Annotated in this window: 14 protein-coding genes; 3 read left to right on the top strand and 11 right to left on the bottom strand. The window is 71.3% G+C overall.

Going from position 1 to position 15839, the window contains the following annotated elements; all coding sequences use genetic code 11:
* Window positions 1-83: 83 nt before the first annotated feature.
* From MCBMB27_RS22105 to MCBMB27_RS22120, 4 genes are all read right to left on the bottom strand, one after another.
* Complete coding sequence (locus MCBMB27_RS22105) at window positions 84-1313, bottom strand: acyl-CoA dehydrogenase (RefSeq protein WP_043760194.1); 1230 nt, start codon at window positions 1311-1313, stop codon at window positions 84-86.
* Between the two features lie 112 nt (window positions 1314-1425).
* A complete protein-coding gene (locus MCBMB27_RS22110; RefSeq protein ID WP_043760196.1) occupies window positions 1426-2355 on the bottom strand; it encodes an AEC family transporter in 930 nt (309 codons plus the stop codon).
* 128 nt (window positions 2356-2483) lie between these two features.
* Window positions 2484-2963, bottom strand: a complete 480-nt coding sequence (locus MCBMB27_RS22115) for a hypothetical protein (protein WP_083683670.1) — start codon at window positions 2961-2963, stop codon at window positions 2484-2486.
* Between the two features lie 92 nt (window positions 2964-3055).
* Window positions 3056-4258, bottom strand: coding sequence for a trans-sulfuration enzyme family protein (locus MCBMB27_RS22120; protein WP_075381282.1), 1203 nt, complete (start codon window positions 4256-4258; stop codon window positions 3056-3058).
* Window positions 4259-4379: 121 nt separating this feature from the next.
* Here MCBMB27_RS22120 and MCBMB27_RS22125 point away from each other — a divergent pair, with 121 nt between their 5' ends.
* Entirely contained in the window at window positions 4380-4898 is a 519-nt protein-coding gene (locus tag MCBMB27_RS22125; protein ID WP_075381283.1) for a TspO/MBR family protein, read from the top strand.
* A 66-nt stretch (window positions 4899-4964) separates the two neighbouring features.
* On the opposite strand, the gene MCBMB27_RS22130 is transcribed toward MCBMB27_RS22125, so the two are convergent.
* The 4 genes from MCBMB27_RS22130 to MCBMB27_RS22145 form a co-directional block, all read right to left on the bottom strand.
* Window positions 4965-5492, bottom strand: a complete 528-nt coding sequence (locus tag MCBMB27_RS22130) for a phosphate-starvation-inducible PsiE family protein (RefSeq protein ID WP_043353367.1) — start codon at window positions 5490-5492, stop codon at window positions 4965-4967.
* Window positions 5493-5615: 123 nt separating this feature from the next.
* Window positions 5616-6173, bottom strand: coding sequence for a DUF4337 domain-containing protein (locus tag MCBMB27_RS22135; protein WP_043385577.1), 558 nt, complete (start codon window positions 6171-6173; stop codon window positions 5616-5618).
* Window positions 6174-6256: 83 nt separating this feature from the next.
* The gene (locus MCBMB27_RS22140; protein WP_043385575.1) at window positions 6257-9394 is read right to left on the bottom strand and encodes an efflux RND transporter permease subunit; all 3138 of its coding nucleotides are present in this window, start codon (window positions 9392-9394) and stop codon (window positions 6257-6259) included.
* Window positions 9395-9415: 21 nt separating this feature from the next.
* Entirely contained in the window at window positions 9416-10702 is a 1287-nt protein-coding gene (locus MCBMB27_RS22145) for an efflux RND transporter periplasmic adaptor subunit (protein WP_083683673.1), read from the bottom strand.
* A 177-nt stretch (window positions 10703-10879) separates the two neighbouring features.
* On the opposite strand from MCBMB27_RS22145, the gene MCBMB27_RS22150 reads away from it, so the two are divergent.
* A complete protein-coding gene (locus MCBMB27_RS22150; protein WP_043353351.1) occupies window positions 10880-11062 on the top strand; it encodes a hypothetical protein in 183 nt (60 codons plus the stop codon).
* 128 nt (window positions 11063-11190) lie between these two features.
* Here the strand turns inward: MCBMB27_RS22150 and MCBMB27_RS22155 are convergent, their stop codons facing one another.
* The 3 genes from MCBMB27_RS22155 to MCBMB27_RS22165 all read right to left on the bottom strand — a co-directional run bounded on the left by MCBMB27_RS22155 (window position 11191) and on the right by MCBMB27_RS22165 (window position 14524).
* Window positions 11191-12225 (bottom strand): glycosyltransferase, encoded by a 1035-nt coding sequence (locus MCBMB27_RS22155; RefSeq protein ID WP_075381284.1) that lies wholly within the window; start codon window positions 12223-12225, stop codon window positions 11191-11193.
* A complete protein-coding gene (locus MCBMB27_RS22160; protein WP_075381285.1) occupies window positions 12222-13316 on the bottom strand; it encodes a glycosyltransferase family 2 protein in 1095 nt (364 codons plus the stop codon). The genes MCBMB27_RS22155 and MCBMB27_RS22160 overlap by 4 nt, the downstream gene beginning before the upstream one ends.
* A gap of 113 nt (window positions 13317-13429) precedes the next feature.
* Window positions 13430-14524, bottom strand: a complete 1095-nt coding sequence (locus MCBMB27_RS22165; RefSeq protein ID WP_053609530.1) for a glycosyltransferase family 4 protein — start codon at window positions 14522-14524, stop codon at window positions 13430-13432.
* A 332-nt stretch (window positions 14525-14856) separates the two neighbouring features.
* Between MCBMB27_RS22165 and MCBMB27_RS22170 the strand changes: the two genes are divergently transcribed.
* A complete protein-coding gene (locus tag MCBMB27_RS22170; RefSeq protein WP_043385564.1) occupies window positions 14857-15837 on the top strand; it encodes an SPFH domain-containing protein in 981 nt (326 codons plus the stop codon).
* Window positions 15838-15839: the final 2 nt, after the last annotated feature.

Here is a 15839-nt window from a genome sequence, read left to right on the forward strand (position 1 = left end):
GCCGCGATCCCTGGGCTCCGCTTTCGAGGCGGTTCCGCTGCACCTCAGAAGCGGTATCGGCTGGCAGGCGCGTCCCCCGGGGCTCAGAAGAACGCCTGCAGCCCCGTCTGCGCCCGGCCCAGGATCAGGGCGTGGACGTCGTGGGTGCCCTCGTAGGTGTTCACCGTCTCGAGGTTCTGGGCATGGCGCATCACGTGGTACTCGCCCATGATGCCGTTGCCGCCGTGCATGTCCCGAGCGGTGCGGGCGATGTCCAGCGCCTTGCCGCAATTGTTGCGCTTGACCAGCGAGATCATCTCCGGCGCCATCTTGCCCTCGTCCATCAGCCGCCCGACCCGCAGCGAGGCCTGGAGGCCCAGCGCGATCTCGGTCTGCATGTCGGCGAGCTTCTTCTGGACGAGCTGGGTCTGCGCCAGGGGGCGACCGAACTGCTTGCGCTCCAGCGTGTAGGTGCGGGCGCGGTGCCAGCAATCCTCGGCGGCGCCCATCGCGCCCCAGGAGATGCCGTAGCGCGCCCGGTTGAGGCAGCCGAACGGCCCCTTCAGCCCCGAGACGTTCGGCAGCAGCGCGTCCTCGCCGACCTCGACGCCCTCCATGACGATCTCGCCGGTGGTGGAAGCCCGCAGGGACAGCTTGCCCTTGAGCGTCGGAGCCGAGAGGCCCTTCATGCCCTTCTCGAGGACGAAACCGCGGATCGCGCCCTCGTGCGCGTCGGACTTCGCCCAGACAACGAACACGTCCGCGAAGGGCGCGTTCGAGATCCACATCTTGGCGCCGGTGAGCCGGTAGCCGCCGTCGATCTTCTCGGCCTTGGTCTTCATGCCGGCCGGATCCGAGCCGGCATCGGGCTCCGTGAGGCCGAAGCAGCCGATCCATTCCCCCGAGGCGAGCTTCGGCAGGAACTTCTGGCGCTGCTCCTCCGAGCCGTAGGCGTGGATCGGGTACATCACGAGGGAGGATTGCACGCTCATCATGGAGCGGTAGCCGGAATCCACCGCCTCGACGGCGCGCGCCACCAGCCCGTAGGCGACGTAGGACGCGCCGGCGCAGCCATACTCCTCCGGCAGGGTGACGCCGAGGAGACCCAGTTCGCCCATCTTGCGGAACAGGCCCGGATCGGTCGTCTCGTTCGCGTAGGCCTCGACGATCCCGGGCAGGAGCTGCTCCTGCGCGAAGCTCTGGGCGACATCGCGGATCGCCCGCTCATCCTCGGTGAGCTGATCCTCCAGCAGGAAGGGATCGTCCCAGACGAAGCGGGGCGAGGCCGGGGCCGACGGGGAGGCGCTGCCCGGAGGGCGCATCGGAGCGTTCATCGAAATTCCTCGCCTGCAGGGATGCGCCGGGCCTCGCGGACCCGCGCTTGCGCCTACCCTAGACCCGGATAACGCCCCGTCCAACGCGCGCGGTGACGCCGGGGCGCCGCCGTCACGCCCGGCCGAGGAGCATCAGCCACGCCAGGGTGGTGAGCGGCGCCAGCAGGGTCGAGACCAGCACGGAGGCCGCCACCATCCCGGTCTCGGTCTTGTAGCGCGCCGCCAGCAGGTAGGCGTTGATCCCCACCGGCATGGCGGCGAACAGGGTCGCGACGCCCGCATAGGCGGCCGGCATCGCGAAGACGTGGAAGGCCAGGATCCAGACCGCCAGCGGGTGCAGGAGGTTCTTCAGGAGAGCGATGACCAGGGCGCCCTTGAGGTCGAACAGCACCCGGTAGCGCTTCAGGCCGGCTCCGAGCGCCACCAGCGCACAGGTGGAGGCGGTGCCCGCGAAGGCGTCGATGAGCGATCGGGCGATGCCCACCGGCGCGAGACCGAGCCCCTTCATCGCCATGCCGATCAGGAGCGCCACGAAGATCGGGTTGCGCAGCAGCACCAGGGCGAGCCCCCGGATCCGCGCCAGGACCGGCAGGCCGGAATCGGATTCGATCAGGAAGGTGGCGCTGCCCATCATCAGCGGCAGGTGGACGGCGAGCAGCATGAACAGCGGGAAGGCGCCCTCCTCGCCATAGGCCTGGAGGATCATCGGCACGCCGACGAACACCGTGTTCGACTGGCTCGCCGCGAAGCCGTGCAGGATGGCGCCCCGCCGCTCGATCCCGGCGCGCCGCCGGGCGATCAGCGTGCCCACGAACCACGAGATCGCGGCGCCGCCGAAATACGCGACCCAGTAGGACCACGTGACGGTCCCGCTCATGCCGGGCTTGGTCAGCGTGGCGATGATCAGGGCCGGGACGGCGACGGCGAAGACGTATTCCGACAGACCGTCGCTCACCTTGTCGGAGAGAAGGCCCGCGAGGGCTGCCGCCCAGCCGATCAGGACGATCCCGAAGATCGGGGCGATGATGGCGAGGGCGTTCACGGATCCGGGCGGCGTGCGGGAAGGCGGGGATGACCGCCCTTAGCACGCCGCCTCGGTCCTATGCCTCGGCGCCGGGAGAATGGCTCGTCGGCGCCCGCCGCGGCCGGGACGGTCTCCGGCGCGCGGGCCTATTTGTTCTCCAGCACCTTCATGGGATCCGTGCGCTGGCTCGCGGGCGGCTCCTTGGTGAGGTTGGCGGCGCCTTCGCGCTGCACCTTCACGTCCCGCGGCGAGCCCGGACCGCCCACCGCGCGGCCGCCCGCGTCGCTCTGCGTCGGCACGGTGCCGGAGGCGAGTTCCAGGCAGGTCACCATCTCGACGTAGGACGGATAGCCGCCTGCCTTGAACTGATCCTCGCACTGACGCTTGGCGGCGGGGGTATAACTGCTCCAGTGCCGCTCGGCCTCCTTCCGGGCTTCGCGCTCGGAGCGGAGGCAGCCGTCGTAATTCGCCTTGTCGCTGATGGACGTGTTGGTGACCTGCGCCGACTGGCAGGTCCGCTCGACATCGAGAGTCGGGACGGCGTCGGCCCGCGCCGGGAGCGGGGCGAGCGCCAGGGTGAGCAGCGCGAGGGTGCCGGGGACCATCGCGCGGAAACGGGTCGTCATGTCGTCGGACTCGCGATCTGTGGCGGCGTGCGCCGTCGGAACTGCCGGCACAACGCGCCAGGAACCCGTTCGGCACCAACCACCCTCGACAATCAGCCCCCGTGGGCGCTGCGCAGAGCCTGGTCGAGATCGCCGTACAGTTCCTCCGTGTCCTCGATGCCCGTGGACAGGCGCAGGAGATCCGGCGGGCAGGGGCTGCCCGGGCCCTCCACCGAGGCGCGGTGTTCGATGAGGCTCTCGACGCCGCCGAGGGAGGTCGCCCGCTTCCAGAGCTGCACCCGCGCCGCCGTGGCGATGGCGCCGGCCTCGCCGCCGGCCACCCGGATCGACAGCATGAAGCCGAACCCGTCCCGCATCTGACGGCGGGCGATCGCGTGCCCGGGATCGTCCGGCAGTCCCGGATAGAGGACGTGGGTCACGAGCGGGTTCCCGCTCAGGCGCTCGGCGAGCCGCAGGGCACCCGCCGATTGTGCCGCGGCCCGCAGGTGCAGGGTCCGCAGCGAGCGCATCAGCAGGTAGGCCTCGAAGGGCCCGAGGATACCGCCGCTGCCGGCCCGGATCCCCCGGATCCGATCCCAGAACGCGTCGGCCCGCGCGCCCGCCAGCACGCCCGCCACGACGTCCGAATGGCCGTTCAGGATCTTCGTGGCCGAGTGCATCACGATGTCGGCACCGCGTTCCAGGGGACGCGTGTGCACCGGCGAGGCGGCCGTAGAATCGACGGCGAGCCGTGCCCCCGCCGCGTGGGCGATCTCGGCGGCGGCGGCGATGTCGGTGACCGTCCAGAGCGGGTTGCCGGGGGTCTCGATCCAGACGAGCCGGGTCCGGCCGGGCGCGACCGCGGCGCGCAGGGCATCCAGATCGGCCGTGTCCACGAAGGTGAGCGTCAGGCCGCGCCGGGGCGCCTCCTCGCGCAGCCAGCGCTTCAGCGCCCAGTACATGACCGTGCCGGCGACCACGTGGTCGCCGGGCTCCAGGGCGCCGAACACCGCGGTCGCCGCCGCCATTCCGGAGCCGAACAGCAGCGCGCCGGCCTCCGCACCCTCCAGCATCGCCAGGATGGATTCGGCCTCGCGCACCGTGGCGTTGTCGGGCCGCGCGTAGCTGTAGCCGGAGCTGTAGCCGTTGTCGGGATCGCGGATGAAGGTGGTCGAGACGTGCAGCGGCATGACCACCGCCCGCGTCCCGGGCTCGATCCGGCCCATGGCCTGGGCTGCGAGGGTTCGGGGCGTGAATTCCGGCGCAGCGTCGCTGCGGCTATCCGACGGAGCCTGCGGCGCGTTAGGCAGTGACATCTGGCGATTCTCGGCGGATGGAGACGGCCGCGTGCCACGGCGCGTCGGCCCCGGCAAGCCACGCCCGCAACCCGCGCCCCAAGCCACGCCCGCAAGCCCTGCCCGGTGGAGACGAACGATCATGACGGCCGCCATACACGTCCCCCAGGGGGCGCCTCTGTCGCGCTGGCTACGGCTCGCCGCCGCGATCCTGCCGGTAGCGGCCACCGCGGTGGTCGGCTCGATGGCGACCCAGGCCGAGATCCCGGGATGGTATGCCGGCCTGAACAAGCCGGTCTTCAACCCGCCGAATTGGGTGTTCCCGGTCGCGTGGACGATCCTCTATATGATGATCGCGATCGCACTCTGGCGGCTGCTCGGCACCATGCCGCGCACCGGACCGAGCCGCACGGGCTGGTGGCTCGCCCTGGCGGCCTTCCTGGTGCAACTGGTGCTCAACGCCGCCTGGACGCCCGTCTTCTTCACCGCCCACGCGATCGGCGCGGGGCTCATTGTCGTCGCGATGCTGCTCGTGACGGTGCTCTGGACCATCCGGCTGTCCTGGCGGTTCGACCGGATCGCCGCGTGGCTCCTCGTGCCCTACGCCGCCTGGGTGGGCTTCGCGACGCTCCTCAACGCGGCGATCCTGCGGATGAACTGAGCGCGCATGCGGTCTTCGCTCCGTCATCGCGGACGGAGCGAAGCGACCCGGAGCGGGTGAGCCGCGTCAGGATTCGCCGGCGGGCTTCTCCTCGCCGGCCGGCCGCCCGTCGTCGCGGGCGCGGTGGAGCAGGAAGATCGCGAAGACCATCGTGAGGATCAGCCCCGCCAGCACGCCGAGTTCGATCATCGATGCCTGGAACAGCGCCTGCTTCTCGGGCGACCAGTCCTTGGCGTGCATGATCTCGGAGGATTGCAGCGTGATCACCAGGACGCGCCGGATCGAGGCGATCAGCCCGACGATCAGGAACGGCTCGCAGGTCAGGGTGCCCGACCGCATCGAGACCCGCACCGTGTGCAGGATCTCGATCAGCATGAGCAGGAACAGCAGCCGGTCGATCACCTCCAGGATCTGCTGGGCGCCGCCGAGCGCCCGCATGGCCTCCCAGGTGAGCCCCGCGGCATCGACCAGCGCGACAATGGCGGTGAGGGCGAGCAGGAGACCGAGCGCCGCGTAGATCGCGTGCTCGGTGTGCAGGAAGATCGCGCTGGCGAGCCGCGTCAGGCGGCCCTGGTCTTCCGAATGAGCTGACATCATTCCCCCCTGGAATGTGCCGAAACGATCAGCTTCCGGCGCGCGCGTCCAGCCCATGGACGGGCGCGGCCGATCAATCGGACGCGAGGGTGGCGTTACGTCGCTGACTCGCGGAGCGATTCCTCAGTGGAAGAACGGCAGGGCATGCGGCGCGAGATAGCCGAAGCCGAGGAGTGCGGCTCCGGCGAGACCCAGGAAACCGCCGGCGAAGACCAAGAGGGTGATGCCGGTGATGACCTCGGCCGATGCCAGCACGATGCCGATCTGGAAGGCCGCCGAGGCCAGTTCGTAATGGTGGTAACGCAGCAGCGCGAGGTCGCGCCGGCCCTCCGAAGCGCGGGCCTTGGCGGTCAGCTCCTTGCGCCCCTCGCCGGTGGCGGGCTCTGATTCCCAGCGCGTCAGGGTCTTGGCCCACTCGGCGCGCTTGGCGGCGATCGCGTCCTGGTTCGGTCCCGGCGGAAGCAGGGCCAGGGCCTCGTCGGCGGTCTTCAGCACCGTGGAGCGGATGGTGCGGGCCTGAAAATAGGCCCATTGGTTTGCGGCCTCGACATTGGCCCCGATCGACTCCGTCTGGGACGCCTTGCCCAGGGTCTCGCTGAAGGCGAGGAACAGCGCCAGCACCGAGATCAGCAGCGCCACGCGCTTATTCGACCCTTCGATCGCCCCGTGACCACCCGACATCGTTTAGCGCGTCTCCGTTGATTCGATGGGGGGAGTCACAGCCCATCGCGGCGCGGGACGCAATGCACCGCGCCGCGGGGGGCCTATTCCGCGGCGATCCGCGGCGGCAGCGGATGCCCGTCGTTGGCCGGATGGGCCGGGTCGAAGGTCGTGGCATCCTCCGGGTCGTCGCGCTCGCCCACGAAGCGGCCGAACAGGCGCTTCAGCAGGCGCGACAGGTCGTCCATCAGGACGAAGATCGCCGGCACGAAGACCAGGGACAGCACCGTCGAGACGATCAGGCCGCCGATCACCGCCACCGCCATGGGCGAGCGGAACTCGCCGCCGATCCCGTAGGCCATCGCCGACGGCACCATGCCGGCCGCCATGGCGATGGTGGTCATCACGATCGGTCGGGCGCGTTTGCGGCCCGCATCCACGATGGCGACGTTCCGGTCGACGCCGGCGCGGATCTGCTCCACGGCGAAATCCACCAGCATGATGGCGTTCTTGGTCACGACGCCCATCAGCATCAGGATGCCGATCACCACCGGCATCGAGATCGGCATGTGGCAGATCAGCAGGGCCAGGATCGCGCCGCCGATGGAGAGCGGCAGCGAGAACAGGATGGTCAGCGGCTGCAGGAAGTTGCCGAACAGCAGGATCAGCACGCCGAAGACCATCATCAGGCCGGCGCCCATGGCGAGCGCGAAGCCCTCGAACACCTCGCCCATGACTTCTGCGTCGCCAGTCTGGCTGATCGTCACCCCCGGCGGCAGGTTCTTGGCCGTCGGCAGGTTCATCACCTGGGTGATCAGCTCGGCGAGCGCATCGGTGCCCTGCATGTCGCCCTCGAGGGCGACGCGCACGGCGCGGTCGTAGCGGTCGATGCCGGTCGGGCCCTGGCCGAGGCTGATATCGGCGACGGTGGCGAGCGGCACGGCGGCCCCGCCCTTGACCGGCACCTTCAGGGTCTCGAGATCGGAGAGCCGGCCGCGCAGGCGCTCGGGCAGCTGCACGCGGATCGGCACCTGCCGGTCGGTGGCGTTGAACTTGGCGAGGTTCATGCCGATGTCGCCGATCGTGCCGACCCGCACCGTCTCGGCGATGGTGTCCGTGCTGACGCCGAGGTCGGCCGCCACCGCGGGCTTCGGCCGGATCCGCACCTCGGTCCGGTCGAGCGGCGCCGTCGACATGACGTTGACGAGGTGGGGGACCCGCTGGGCCTCGCGCTGGAGCTTGGCGGCGACCTCCGCCACCACGGCCTTGTCGGGGCCGGCGATGATCAGCGCGAGATCGCGCTGGCCGCCCTCGCGCAGGGCCCAGAACCGCAGGTCGGGCTCCTCCCGCAGGATCGCCGCGACCTCGGCGTCGACCTGCTTCTGGGTCTTGTGGCGGGCGTTCTTCGGGGTGAGGTTGATGGTCAGGCTCGCGAGCCGCACCTCCTTCTTGGCCGGCAGCTGGCGGCCGCCGTCCACGAACACGCTCTTCACCTCGGGCAGCGCGCGGATCTTCTCCTCGATGCGGTCGGTGACTCGGACCGTGTCCGGGAGCCGGGCGCCCGGCGGCAGCTCGACCACGAACAGGGTGCGGGCCTGGTCCTCCGCCGGCAGGAAGCCCGCGGGCAGCAGGCCCGTGGAGGCGATCGAGGCGGCGAAGCACGCGATGCCGAGCACCAGCGTGATGAACTTGTGCCGGACCGACCAGGCGACGAGGCGGGTGTAGCCGCGCATCACGAAGCCGTCCCGCTCGTGGTCCGGCCCGTGGTCGCGCAGGAAGTAGGCGGCGAGCAGCGGCGTGATCAGCCGCGCCACGAGCAGCGACATGAACACCGCCGCCGCGATGGTCAGGCCGAACTGCTTGAAATACTGGCCGGCGATGCCGCCCATGAAGGAGACCGGCGAGAAGATCGCGATGATCGTCGCCGTGATGGCGATGACCGCGAGCCCGATCTCGTCGGCGGCCTCGAGAGACGCGCGGTAGGGCGACTTCCCCATCCGCATGTGCCGGACGATGTTCTCGATCTCCACGATCGCGTCGTCCACCAGGATGCCGGTGACCAGGGTGATCGCCAGCAGGCTCACGGCGTTGAGCGAGAAGCCGAGTGCGCTCATCACCCAGAAGGTCGGCAGCACCGAGAGCGGCAGCGCCACGGCGGCGATCAGCGTCGCCCGCCAGTCCCGCAGGAACAGCAGCACCACCACGACCGCGAGAGCTGCGCCCTCGATCAGGCCCATCATGGCCGAGTGGTAGTTGCCGATCGTGTTGACGACGCTGGTGTCGATCAGGTCGAACCGCACGTTCGGGTTCGCCGCATGGAGCGCCGCGATCTTCTTGGCGACGCCCACCGAGACGTCGGCGTCGCTGGCGCCGCTCGCCCGAGAGATCGCGAAGGCGACCACCGGCTCGCCGTTGAAGCGCGCGAAGGTGCGGGGTTCCTCGGCGGTGTCGGACAGGGTCGCCAGCTCGTCGAGGCGGACCTTGCGGTTGCCCGGCACGACGATGGAGGTCTTGGCCAGCGTCTCGAGGCTCGCCGAGGCGGCGAGCGCCCGGATCGACTGCTCCTGGCCGCCGACCTCGGCCCGGCCGCCGGCCATGTCGGCCGAGGTCAGACGCAGCTGCCGGTTCACGTCCGCGGCGGTTATGCCCAGCGCCAGCAGCCGGTCGGGCTTCAGGGTGACGCGGATCTCCCGGGCGACGCCGCCCAGGCGCTCAACGCCGCCGACGCCCTTCACGCTCTGCAGGCCGCGGGCGACCACGTCGTCCACGAACCACGACAGGTCCTCGGGGGTCATGGCGGGCGCGGAGGCGCCGTAGACCATGATCGGCAGGCCGGCGATCTCGACGCGGGAGACGATCGGTTCGTCGATGGTGCGCGGCAGGTTCTGCCGGATCTTGGCGATGGCGTCCTTGACGTCGTTGGTCGCCCGATCCTGGTTTACCTCAAGGCGGAACTCGATCGTGGTGGTGGAGGTGCCCTCGGTGATCGTCGAGAGGATGTGCTTGACGCCCTTCACGCCGGCGACCGAATCCTCGACCCACTTGGTCACCTGGGTCTGCAATTCGGACGGGGCCGCCCCCGATTGGGTGATCGTCACCGAGACGATCGGGATGTCGATGTTGGGAAAGCGGGTGATCGGCAGCGAGCGGAAGCTCACGAGCCCGAGGATCATCAGGACCAGGAACAGGACCACCGAGGGCAGGGGCTTGCGGATCGCCCAGGCGGAGACGTTGAGGCGCATGGCCGGATCCTTCGACTCGTCCTACCGCGGGGCCGCGTCGGCGATCGGCGTGCTGCTGGCGGCAGCCGGCACGGGGCGTACCCGGTCGCCGTCGCGCAGGAAGCTGCCGGCGCGGGCCACGACGCTCTCGCCGGCGGCGACGCCCGAACGGATCTCCGTGAAGCCCTCGGCGGAGAGGCCCGTGGTCACGGGTCGCGCCTCGACGCGCCCGTCCTTCACCACGAGGACGCTGGCGCGGCCGTCGGCGGCGTAGAGCAGGCTGGAGACCGGCACGGCGATGCCCGTACGGCGCGCGATCTCCACGTTGCCGCGGGCGAAGGCGCCGATGCGCAGGGCCGGATCGTCGCCGAGGCGGATGCGCACCTTGCCGAGCCGCGTCGCCCGGTCGACCTCCGGATAGACCCGGCGCACCGTGCCGGCGAGGCGGCGGCCGTCGTCGAGGTCGAGGCTCGCCGGATTGCCGACCTGGAGGCGCGCCAGGGACGTCTCGGGCACCTCGCCCTCCAGCTCGATCTCGCCCCGGGCGATCAGCCGGAACAGCGGCTCGGCCGCCGCGGTGGCGGTGGCCCCGATCCGGGCGGTGCGGCGGTTGATGATTCCGGCCTCGGGGGCGCGGATATCGGTGCGGGCCCGCCGCAGGGCGATCTCGGAGCCCGCGGCGCGGGCGGTGGCGAGGTCGGCCTGGGCGGATTGCAGACCGCCCTTGGCGGCGGCGAGGCGCCCTTCCGCCCCCTGGGCCGCCGAGACGCGCTGCTCCAGCACGGCCGCGGTGGCGTTGCCGGTCTTGGCCAGCGCCTGGGCGCGTTCCAGGGACTGCCGCGCCTCGACGTTGGCGGCCTCCGCCTGGACGATCTGGCTCCGGGCCTGGACGATGGCCGCCTCGGCCCGGGCGATCGCCGCGGCGTTGGAGGCCTCCTGCGTGGCGATCATCTCCAGCGACAGCTTGGCGAGGACCTGCCCCTTGGTGACGCGGTCGCCCTCCTCGACGAGCAGGTCGGTGATGCGCAGGCCCTCGACTTCGGGGGATACGAGGATCTCGTCCCGGGGGACCAGCGTGCCGGTGACGACGGCCCGCTCGACGATCTCGCGGCTCTCGGCCGGCACGACGGTCACCGCCGGGGCGATGGCGGCCGCGTCGGGAACGGCGGCAGTCTCGACGGCCCGGGCCGGCGCCGCGGCGAGGATCGCGAGCCCGCACAGGAGACTGAGGCGGGACGCGCGCCAACGGACATACTTCACGACGGGGGCCTCACAATCGGCGCTCGATTGATCTTGTCTCTCCCTCGCCGGGCAGGTCGGCGTTTTCATGGCGAGTCATCCTGGATGCGGATGAGAATAGCGCCATTGCGCGATGCCGTCGCCGGGCCTCGCGCCGCAGGGGATTGGCGCCGACGAACCGCGGCTGTTGCGTTCGGTCCCCCTGCAACCGGCGACGAACGGCGACGTTAATACCGTGAAGGTCTTTTCGCGACCGGGGAGGGATCGATGAGCATTTTCCAGATTAGGCAGACAAAGAGCGGCGCCGTGCTCTGGACCGGGGCGGCCGATGACGAGCAGACGGCCCTCGACGCGATGGCACGCGAGGCGGGATATCGTGACTTCTCTTCGCTGCCGGACGCGATCCGCGCCGACGGGATCGAGGCCGCGAAGCTCGATCTGATCTCCTGAGCCCAACCTGAAACACGTCCGCCGGAGCGAGCTTCGCTTCGGCGGCGGTGCGTTTGAAGACGGAGTTCGCTCTCCCGCCTCGCTGCGTCCGCAAGGACGCCCGCCCCGGACCGTCGCGGGCCGATCATTCAGAGGTGCCGGACCAACGCCTCGATCGCCGCTGCGCAGCCCCGGACCGCATCCGGATCGTGCAGGGCGCCGATCACCGCCGGGTCGAGGGCGAGGCCGTCCCGGATCAGGCCCGGCCAGGCCGAGGCCGGGGGCCAGCCCGGATGGACGATCGCGGCGCCGAGCCGCGCCAGCGCCTCCGCCTTCTCGGTCTGCTCGCCGTAGGCCCGCTCCTCGGGCAGGCAGAGGAAGCGCTTCGCTTGCGCGGCGGCGAGCGCGACCACACCGTCGCCGCCGCCCCCTACCAGCAGCGCCGCCTGCGCCACCCGCGCCTCGACGTCGGGGACCCAGCCGTGCAGGTGCAGGTTGTCCGGCGTCTCGCCGCTGCCCGAGACCGGCCCGAGGACGTGCCAGGGCCGGTCGGGCACCGCCCGCGCCGCCGCGGCGAGATCCGCGAGGCTGCCCCCCGTGCCGCCGCGGCCGAACACCACCACGATGTCCCGGCTGCCCTCGGTGAGCCCTTGGGCCGGAGCGCCGAGGAAGCCCGCATACAGCGTCTTGGCCCGGACCCAGTCCGGGACGGACGACCCGTCGAGCGCGGCGGGGAAGGGCGCCAGCAGTCGCGTGGCGCTGCGGAAGGCTTCGAGGTGTGGCCGGTCGGTCCGCGTTCCGGCAAGCCGCACCACCAGGGTCGGCACCGACAGCAGGCGCGCCAGGAGCGCGACCTCCACCGAGACGTCGACCACGAGCAGGGCCGGGTCCGTTCGCTCCGCCCAGGCGGCGATGCGTGCCATCCGGGCGCGGATGCCGGGATGGTTCAGAGGGGCGTAGTGGAGCGCCTGCGGCCGCTCGGCCTCGCCGTCCCGGCCGTCGAAGGCCGCGGCGCCGAGGGGGCGATCATCGGGCAGATCGACGACGTCGAGGCCGGCGGTGTCGAAGCCGGCGAGCGTACCGAGGATCGTGCAGGGTCGAGGCAGGGCCCCCGCGACGGCCCAGGCGCGCTGGAGATGGCCGGCGCCCTGGTGGTGGACGTACCAGCCGATGCCGCGGGTCACGCGGCGGCCTTCAGGGAAAGGGCGAGGGCGTCGAGATCCGCGACCGCTTGATCCAGGGCACATTCCCGCGCCGGCGCGCTGCGGGATTCGAGGATGCGGTCGGCCCGCTCCACGAAGGCGATGTCGTTGGGGCAGGCGCCGACGGAGTCGAGATCCTCCGGGGCGAGCCCGAGCCGCCCGCAGGCTGCGACGCGGGCCTCGGGGTCCAGATGGAAGGCCCGGCGCAGCGCCGCCCGGCGCAGGATCAGCGCCTGCCAATGGGCGGCCTCCGGCAGCAGGTAGGCCTCTCCGTGAAGGACACGGGCGCGGCGCAGCATCTCGGTGGCCATGCCCCCCGAGACCCGCCCCTGATGGCGGGACGAGACCAGCACATGCACCTCCGGGCAGTGGCGCAGGCGCGCCCCGTTGGCGCGCAGGAGCCCGACGAGGGCATTGTCCTCGCCGCAGGGCAGCGCCGGCAGTCCCCCGACCGCCCGGTACAGGACGGCCGGAACGGCGAGGCTCGCCCCGGTATGGTCGCCGTGGCGGGGGGCGGGATCGTGCGGCGGCGGGTCCAGGAGATCCTCCAGGCGGCGGACACCGGACCAGTAGCGCTCGATGCGTGCGTGCAGGGCCACGAGGTCGGGATCGGCGGTGCCGTCCTCGTCGATCACGAGCCGGCCGCCGACGACGTCCGCGGCCTCCAACGCGCGCAGGTTCGCCGTCACCCAGTCGGCGGGCAGGCGGGCATCCGCGTCGGTGGTGAGGAGGATTCCGTCCGGCTGTCCGTCGGCCTCCAGCCAGTCGGCCCCGGCCTCCAGCGCCATGCGCCGGGCCGTGCCGACATGGGCCTCAGCGCCGGTCAGCTCGACGTCGGTCAGGCGGAGGGCGAGGGTTGCGAGAATGCCCGAGGCTTCGACATCCCGCACCGCCTGGACGGTCCCGTCCCTGCAGTTGTTGGTGAGAACCACAACCCTGAGGGGCGCCCGTGCCGAGACGCCCTCCTGCGCGGCCAGGGAGGCGAGCAGGCGGGGCAGGCGCTCGGCCTCGTTCCGGGCGGGAATGCAGACGACGCAGGGCAGGGGGGCCGGATGGTCGGCGTCCGTGGTCATGTCAGGTCTCCCGTGGCACCGTCATGCGCCGCGGAGGTCGGGGGCGGGGCGTCGAGCCGCCGGGCTCCGGGCTCGGGTGCGGAAATGCGGCACGGCTCGCGTATCTGCGCCGCTCAGCCGCGTCCTCCGGCGACGCGCAGGGCGGGCCGCGCCCGCTCGGCGCAGCGCGCGATCACCGCATCGTACGCTTCTAGGTAGCGTCCTGTCATGGCGGTGGCGTCGTAGAGCGCCTCGGCCCGGTCGCGGCAGGCCCGGCGCGACAGGCCGGCGGCCTCCCGGATGGCCACCGCGAGATCCTGCGGATCGTCCGGACGGGCGAGGCGGCCGCAGGACGCGTCCAGGATGTCGGGCATGGCACCGCGGCGGAAGGCGGCCACGGGGGTGCCGCAGGCGAGCGCCTCCGCCACGACGAGGCCGAAGGGCTCCTCCCAGCGGGGCGAGACGATCGCGACCCGCGCCCGGCCGAGATGATGGGCCAGATCCCGGTGCGCGAGATGGCCGAGATGCGTCAGGTCCGGCCCCATGCGTGGGGCGATCTCGGCGGCCCAGTAGCCGGGATTGAGCTTCGGGCCGGCGAAGGTCAGCGGCAGCCCGGCGGCGCGGGCGGCGTCGATGGCGAGGTGCAGACCCTTCTCGGGCACGATTCGGCCCGACCAGAAGGCGAAGGCCGGAACGTCGGCTTCTTCCGAGAACACGAAGGTCGACAGATCGACGCCGTTGTCGACCACCTGCGCGTTCGGGACGAGATGCGCCCATTCCTGCGCCAGCGACGGCGAGACCGCGAGGAAGGCCATGTCGGGATCGGCATCGACGATGCCGGCGACCAGGGACTCGAAGGGCGGCGTGTGCAGCACTGTCACCCAGGGGAGGCCGATCCGGGTGCTCTCGCGCAGCGGCAGCGCGTGCAGGGAATTGTTGTGGACCAGATCGAAGCCCCCGGCCGCAACCATCTCCATCATGCGCCGGTAGGCCTCGTGCTCCGCCCGGTCGATCGCCTCCTCGCGGTCCGGGTCCAAGAGGGCGTCCCCGGTGGGATCGCAGAGCATCACGGGATCGAGCGCCGGGTCCGAGCCCCGGCTGGCGAACAGCGTGACGTCGTGCCCGTGCCGCTTCAGCGCGACGGTGAGGAGATGCGTGTGCATCTCCAAGCCGCCGGCATAGGGCTGGCCGATCGGGTATTTCAGATGTGCGAGGACAGCGATCTTCACGCGCGCACCGGATCCGGTTGGGTGGGGATTTCTGCCGCCCGCAGCGGCGCGAAAGGACTTCTTTCCGCGGCGAGGGTGGCGGGGATCATGCCGAATGTTTCTTCAACAAGCGTTGCGTTGGAGGGTCTGGAGCGACGACGAACGCGACGCTTGCCGACTTCCTAAGCGCCGCGGCCTGAACCAAAGATGATCGAAATGAATGGGGGCCCGTTCACGCCGGGCCGCGGCGGCCCCGTTTCTCGGCTGTCCGGGACCGCGGTCGCGAGGCGCGCCTCGGCCTGCTAGGCTGCGTCTCGCGCGCCGGACGCGCGGCCGGGACGGAGAGGGTGTCGATGGGGCTGCCGTTCGGGCTGAGCGTCTTCGCGGTGGGCGTGGCGGCGCTGGCGGTCATCACCCTGGCCGCGGGCGTGAAGATCGTCCCCCAGGGCTACGTCTACACGGTGGAGCGTTTCGGCCGCTACGCCCGCAGCCTCGATGCCGGCCTCGGACTGATCACCCCCTTCGTCGAGCGGATCGGCCGGCGGGTGAACGTCATGGAGCAGGTGATCGACGTGCCGAGCCAGCAGGCCTTCACCCGCGACAATGCCGGCGTCACCATCGACGCGGTGGTGTTCTACCAAGTGCTCGACGCGGCGCGCGCCTCCTACGAGGTGTCGAACCTCGACCTCGCCGCCACCACCCTGACGATGACCAACATTCGCACCGTGGTCGGCGCGATGGATCTCGACCAGCTCCTCGCCCACCGTGACGAGATCAACGAACGCCTGCTCCGGGTGATGGATGCGGCGGCCTCGCCCTGGGGCGTCAAGATCAACCGGATCGAGATCAAGGATATCGTGCTTCCGGCCGATCTCGCCGGGGCCATGGCCCGCCAGATGAAGGCCGAGCGCGAGAAGCGCGCCTCGATCCTGGAGGCGGAGGGGCAGCGCGCCGCCGAGATCCTCCGGGCCGAGGGACGCAAGCAATCGGCGATCCTGGAGGCGGAGGGTCGGCGCGAGGCCGCCTTCCGCGACGCGGAGGCCCGTGAGCGCTCCGCCGAGGCCGAGGCGGCGGCGACCGGCATGGTCAGCCGGGCGATCGCGGAGGGCGACATCGCGGCGGCGAATTTCCTCGTGGCCGAGAAATACGTCGAGGCCGTACGGGCGATCGCCACCGCGCCGAACCAGCGGGTGGTCGTGGTGCCGATCGAGGCGGCGGCTCTGGCCGGCACCCTGGGCGGGATCGGTGAACTCACCCGCACCGTGTTCGGCGATGGTCCCTCGGCGCCCAGGCGCGCGGGAACGCCGCCCAACGTCGCCCCGCCGCGGACCTGACG

It is taken from the genome of Methylobacterium phyllosphaerae (genome assembly GCF_001936175.1).
Classification (GTDB): Bacteria; Pseudomonadota; Alphaproteobacteria; order Rhizobiales; family Beijerinckiaceae; genus Methylobacterium; species Methylobacterium fujisawaense.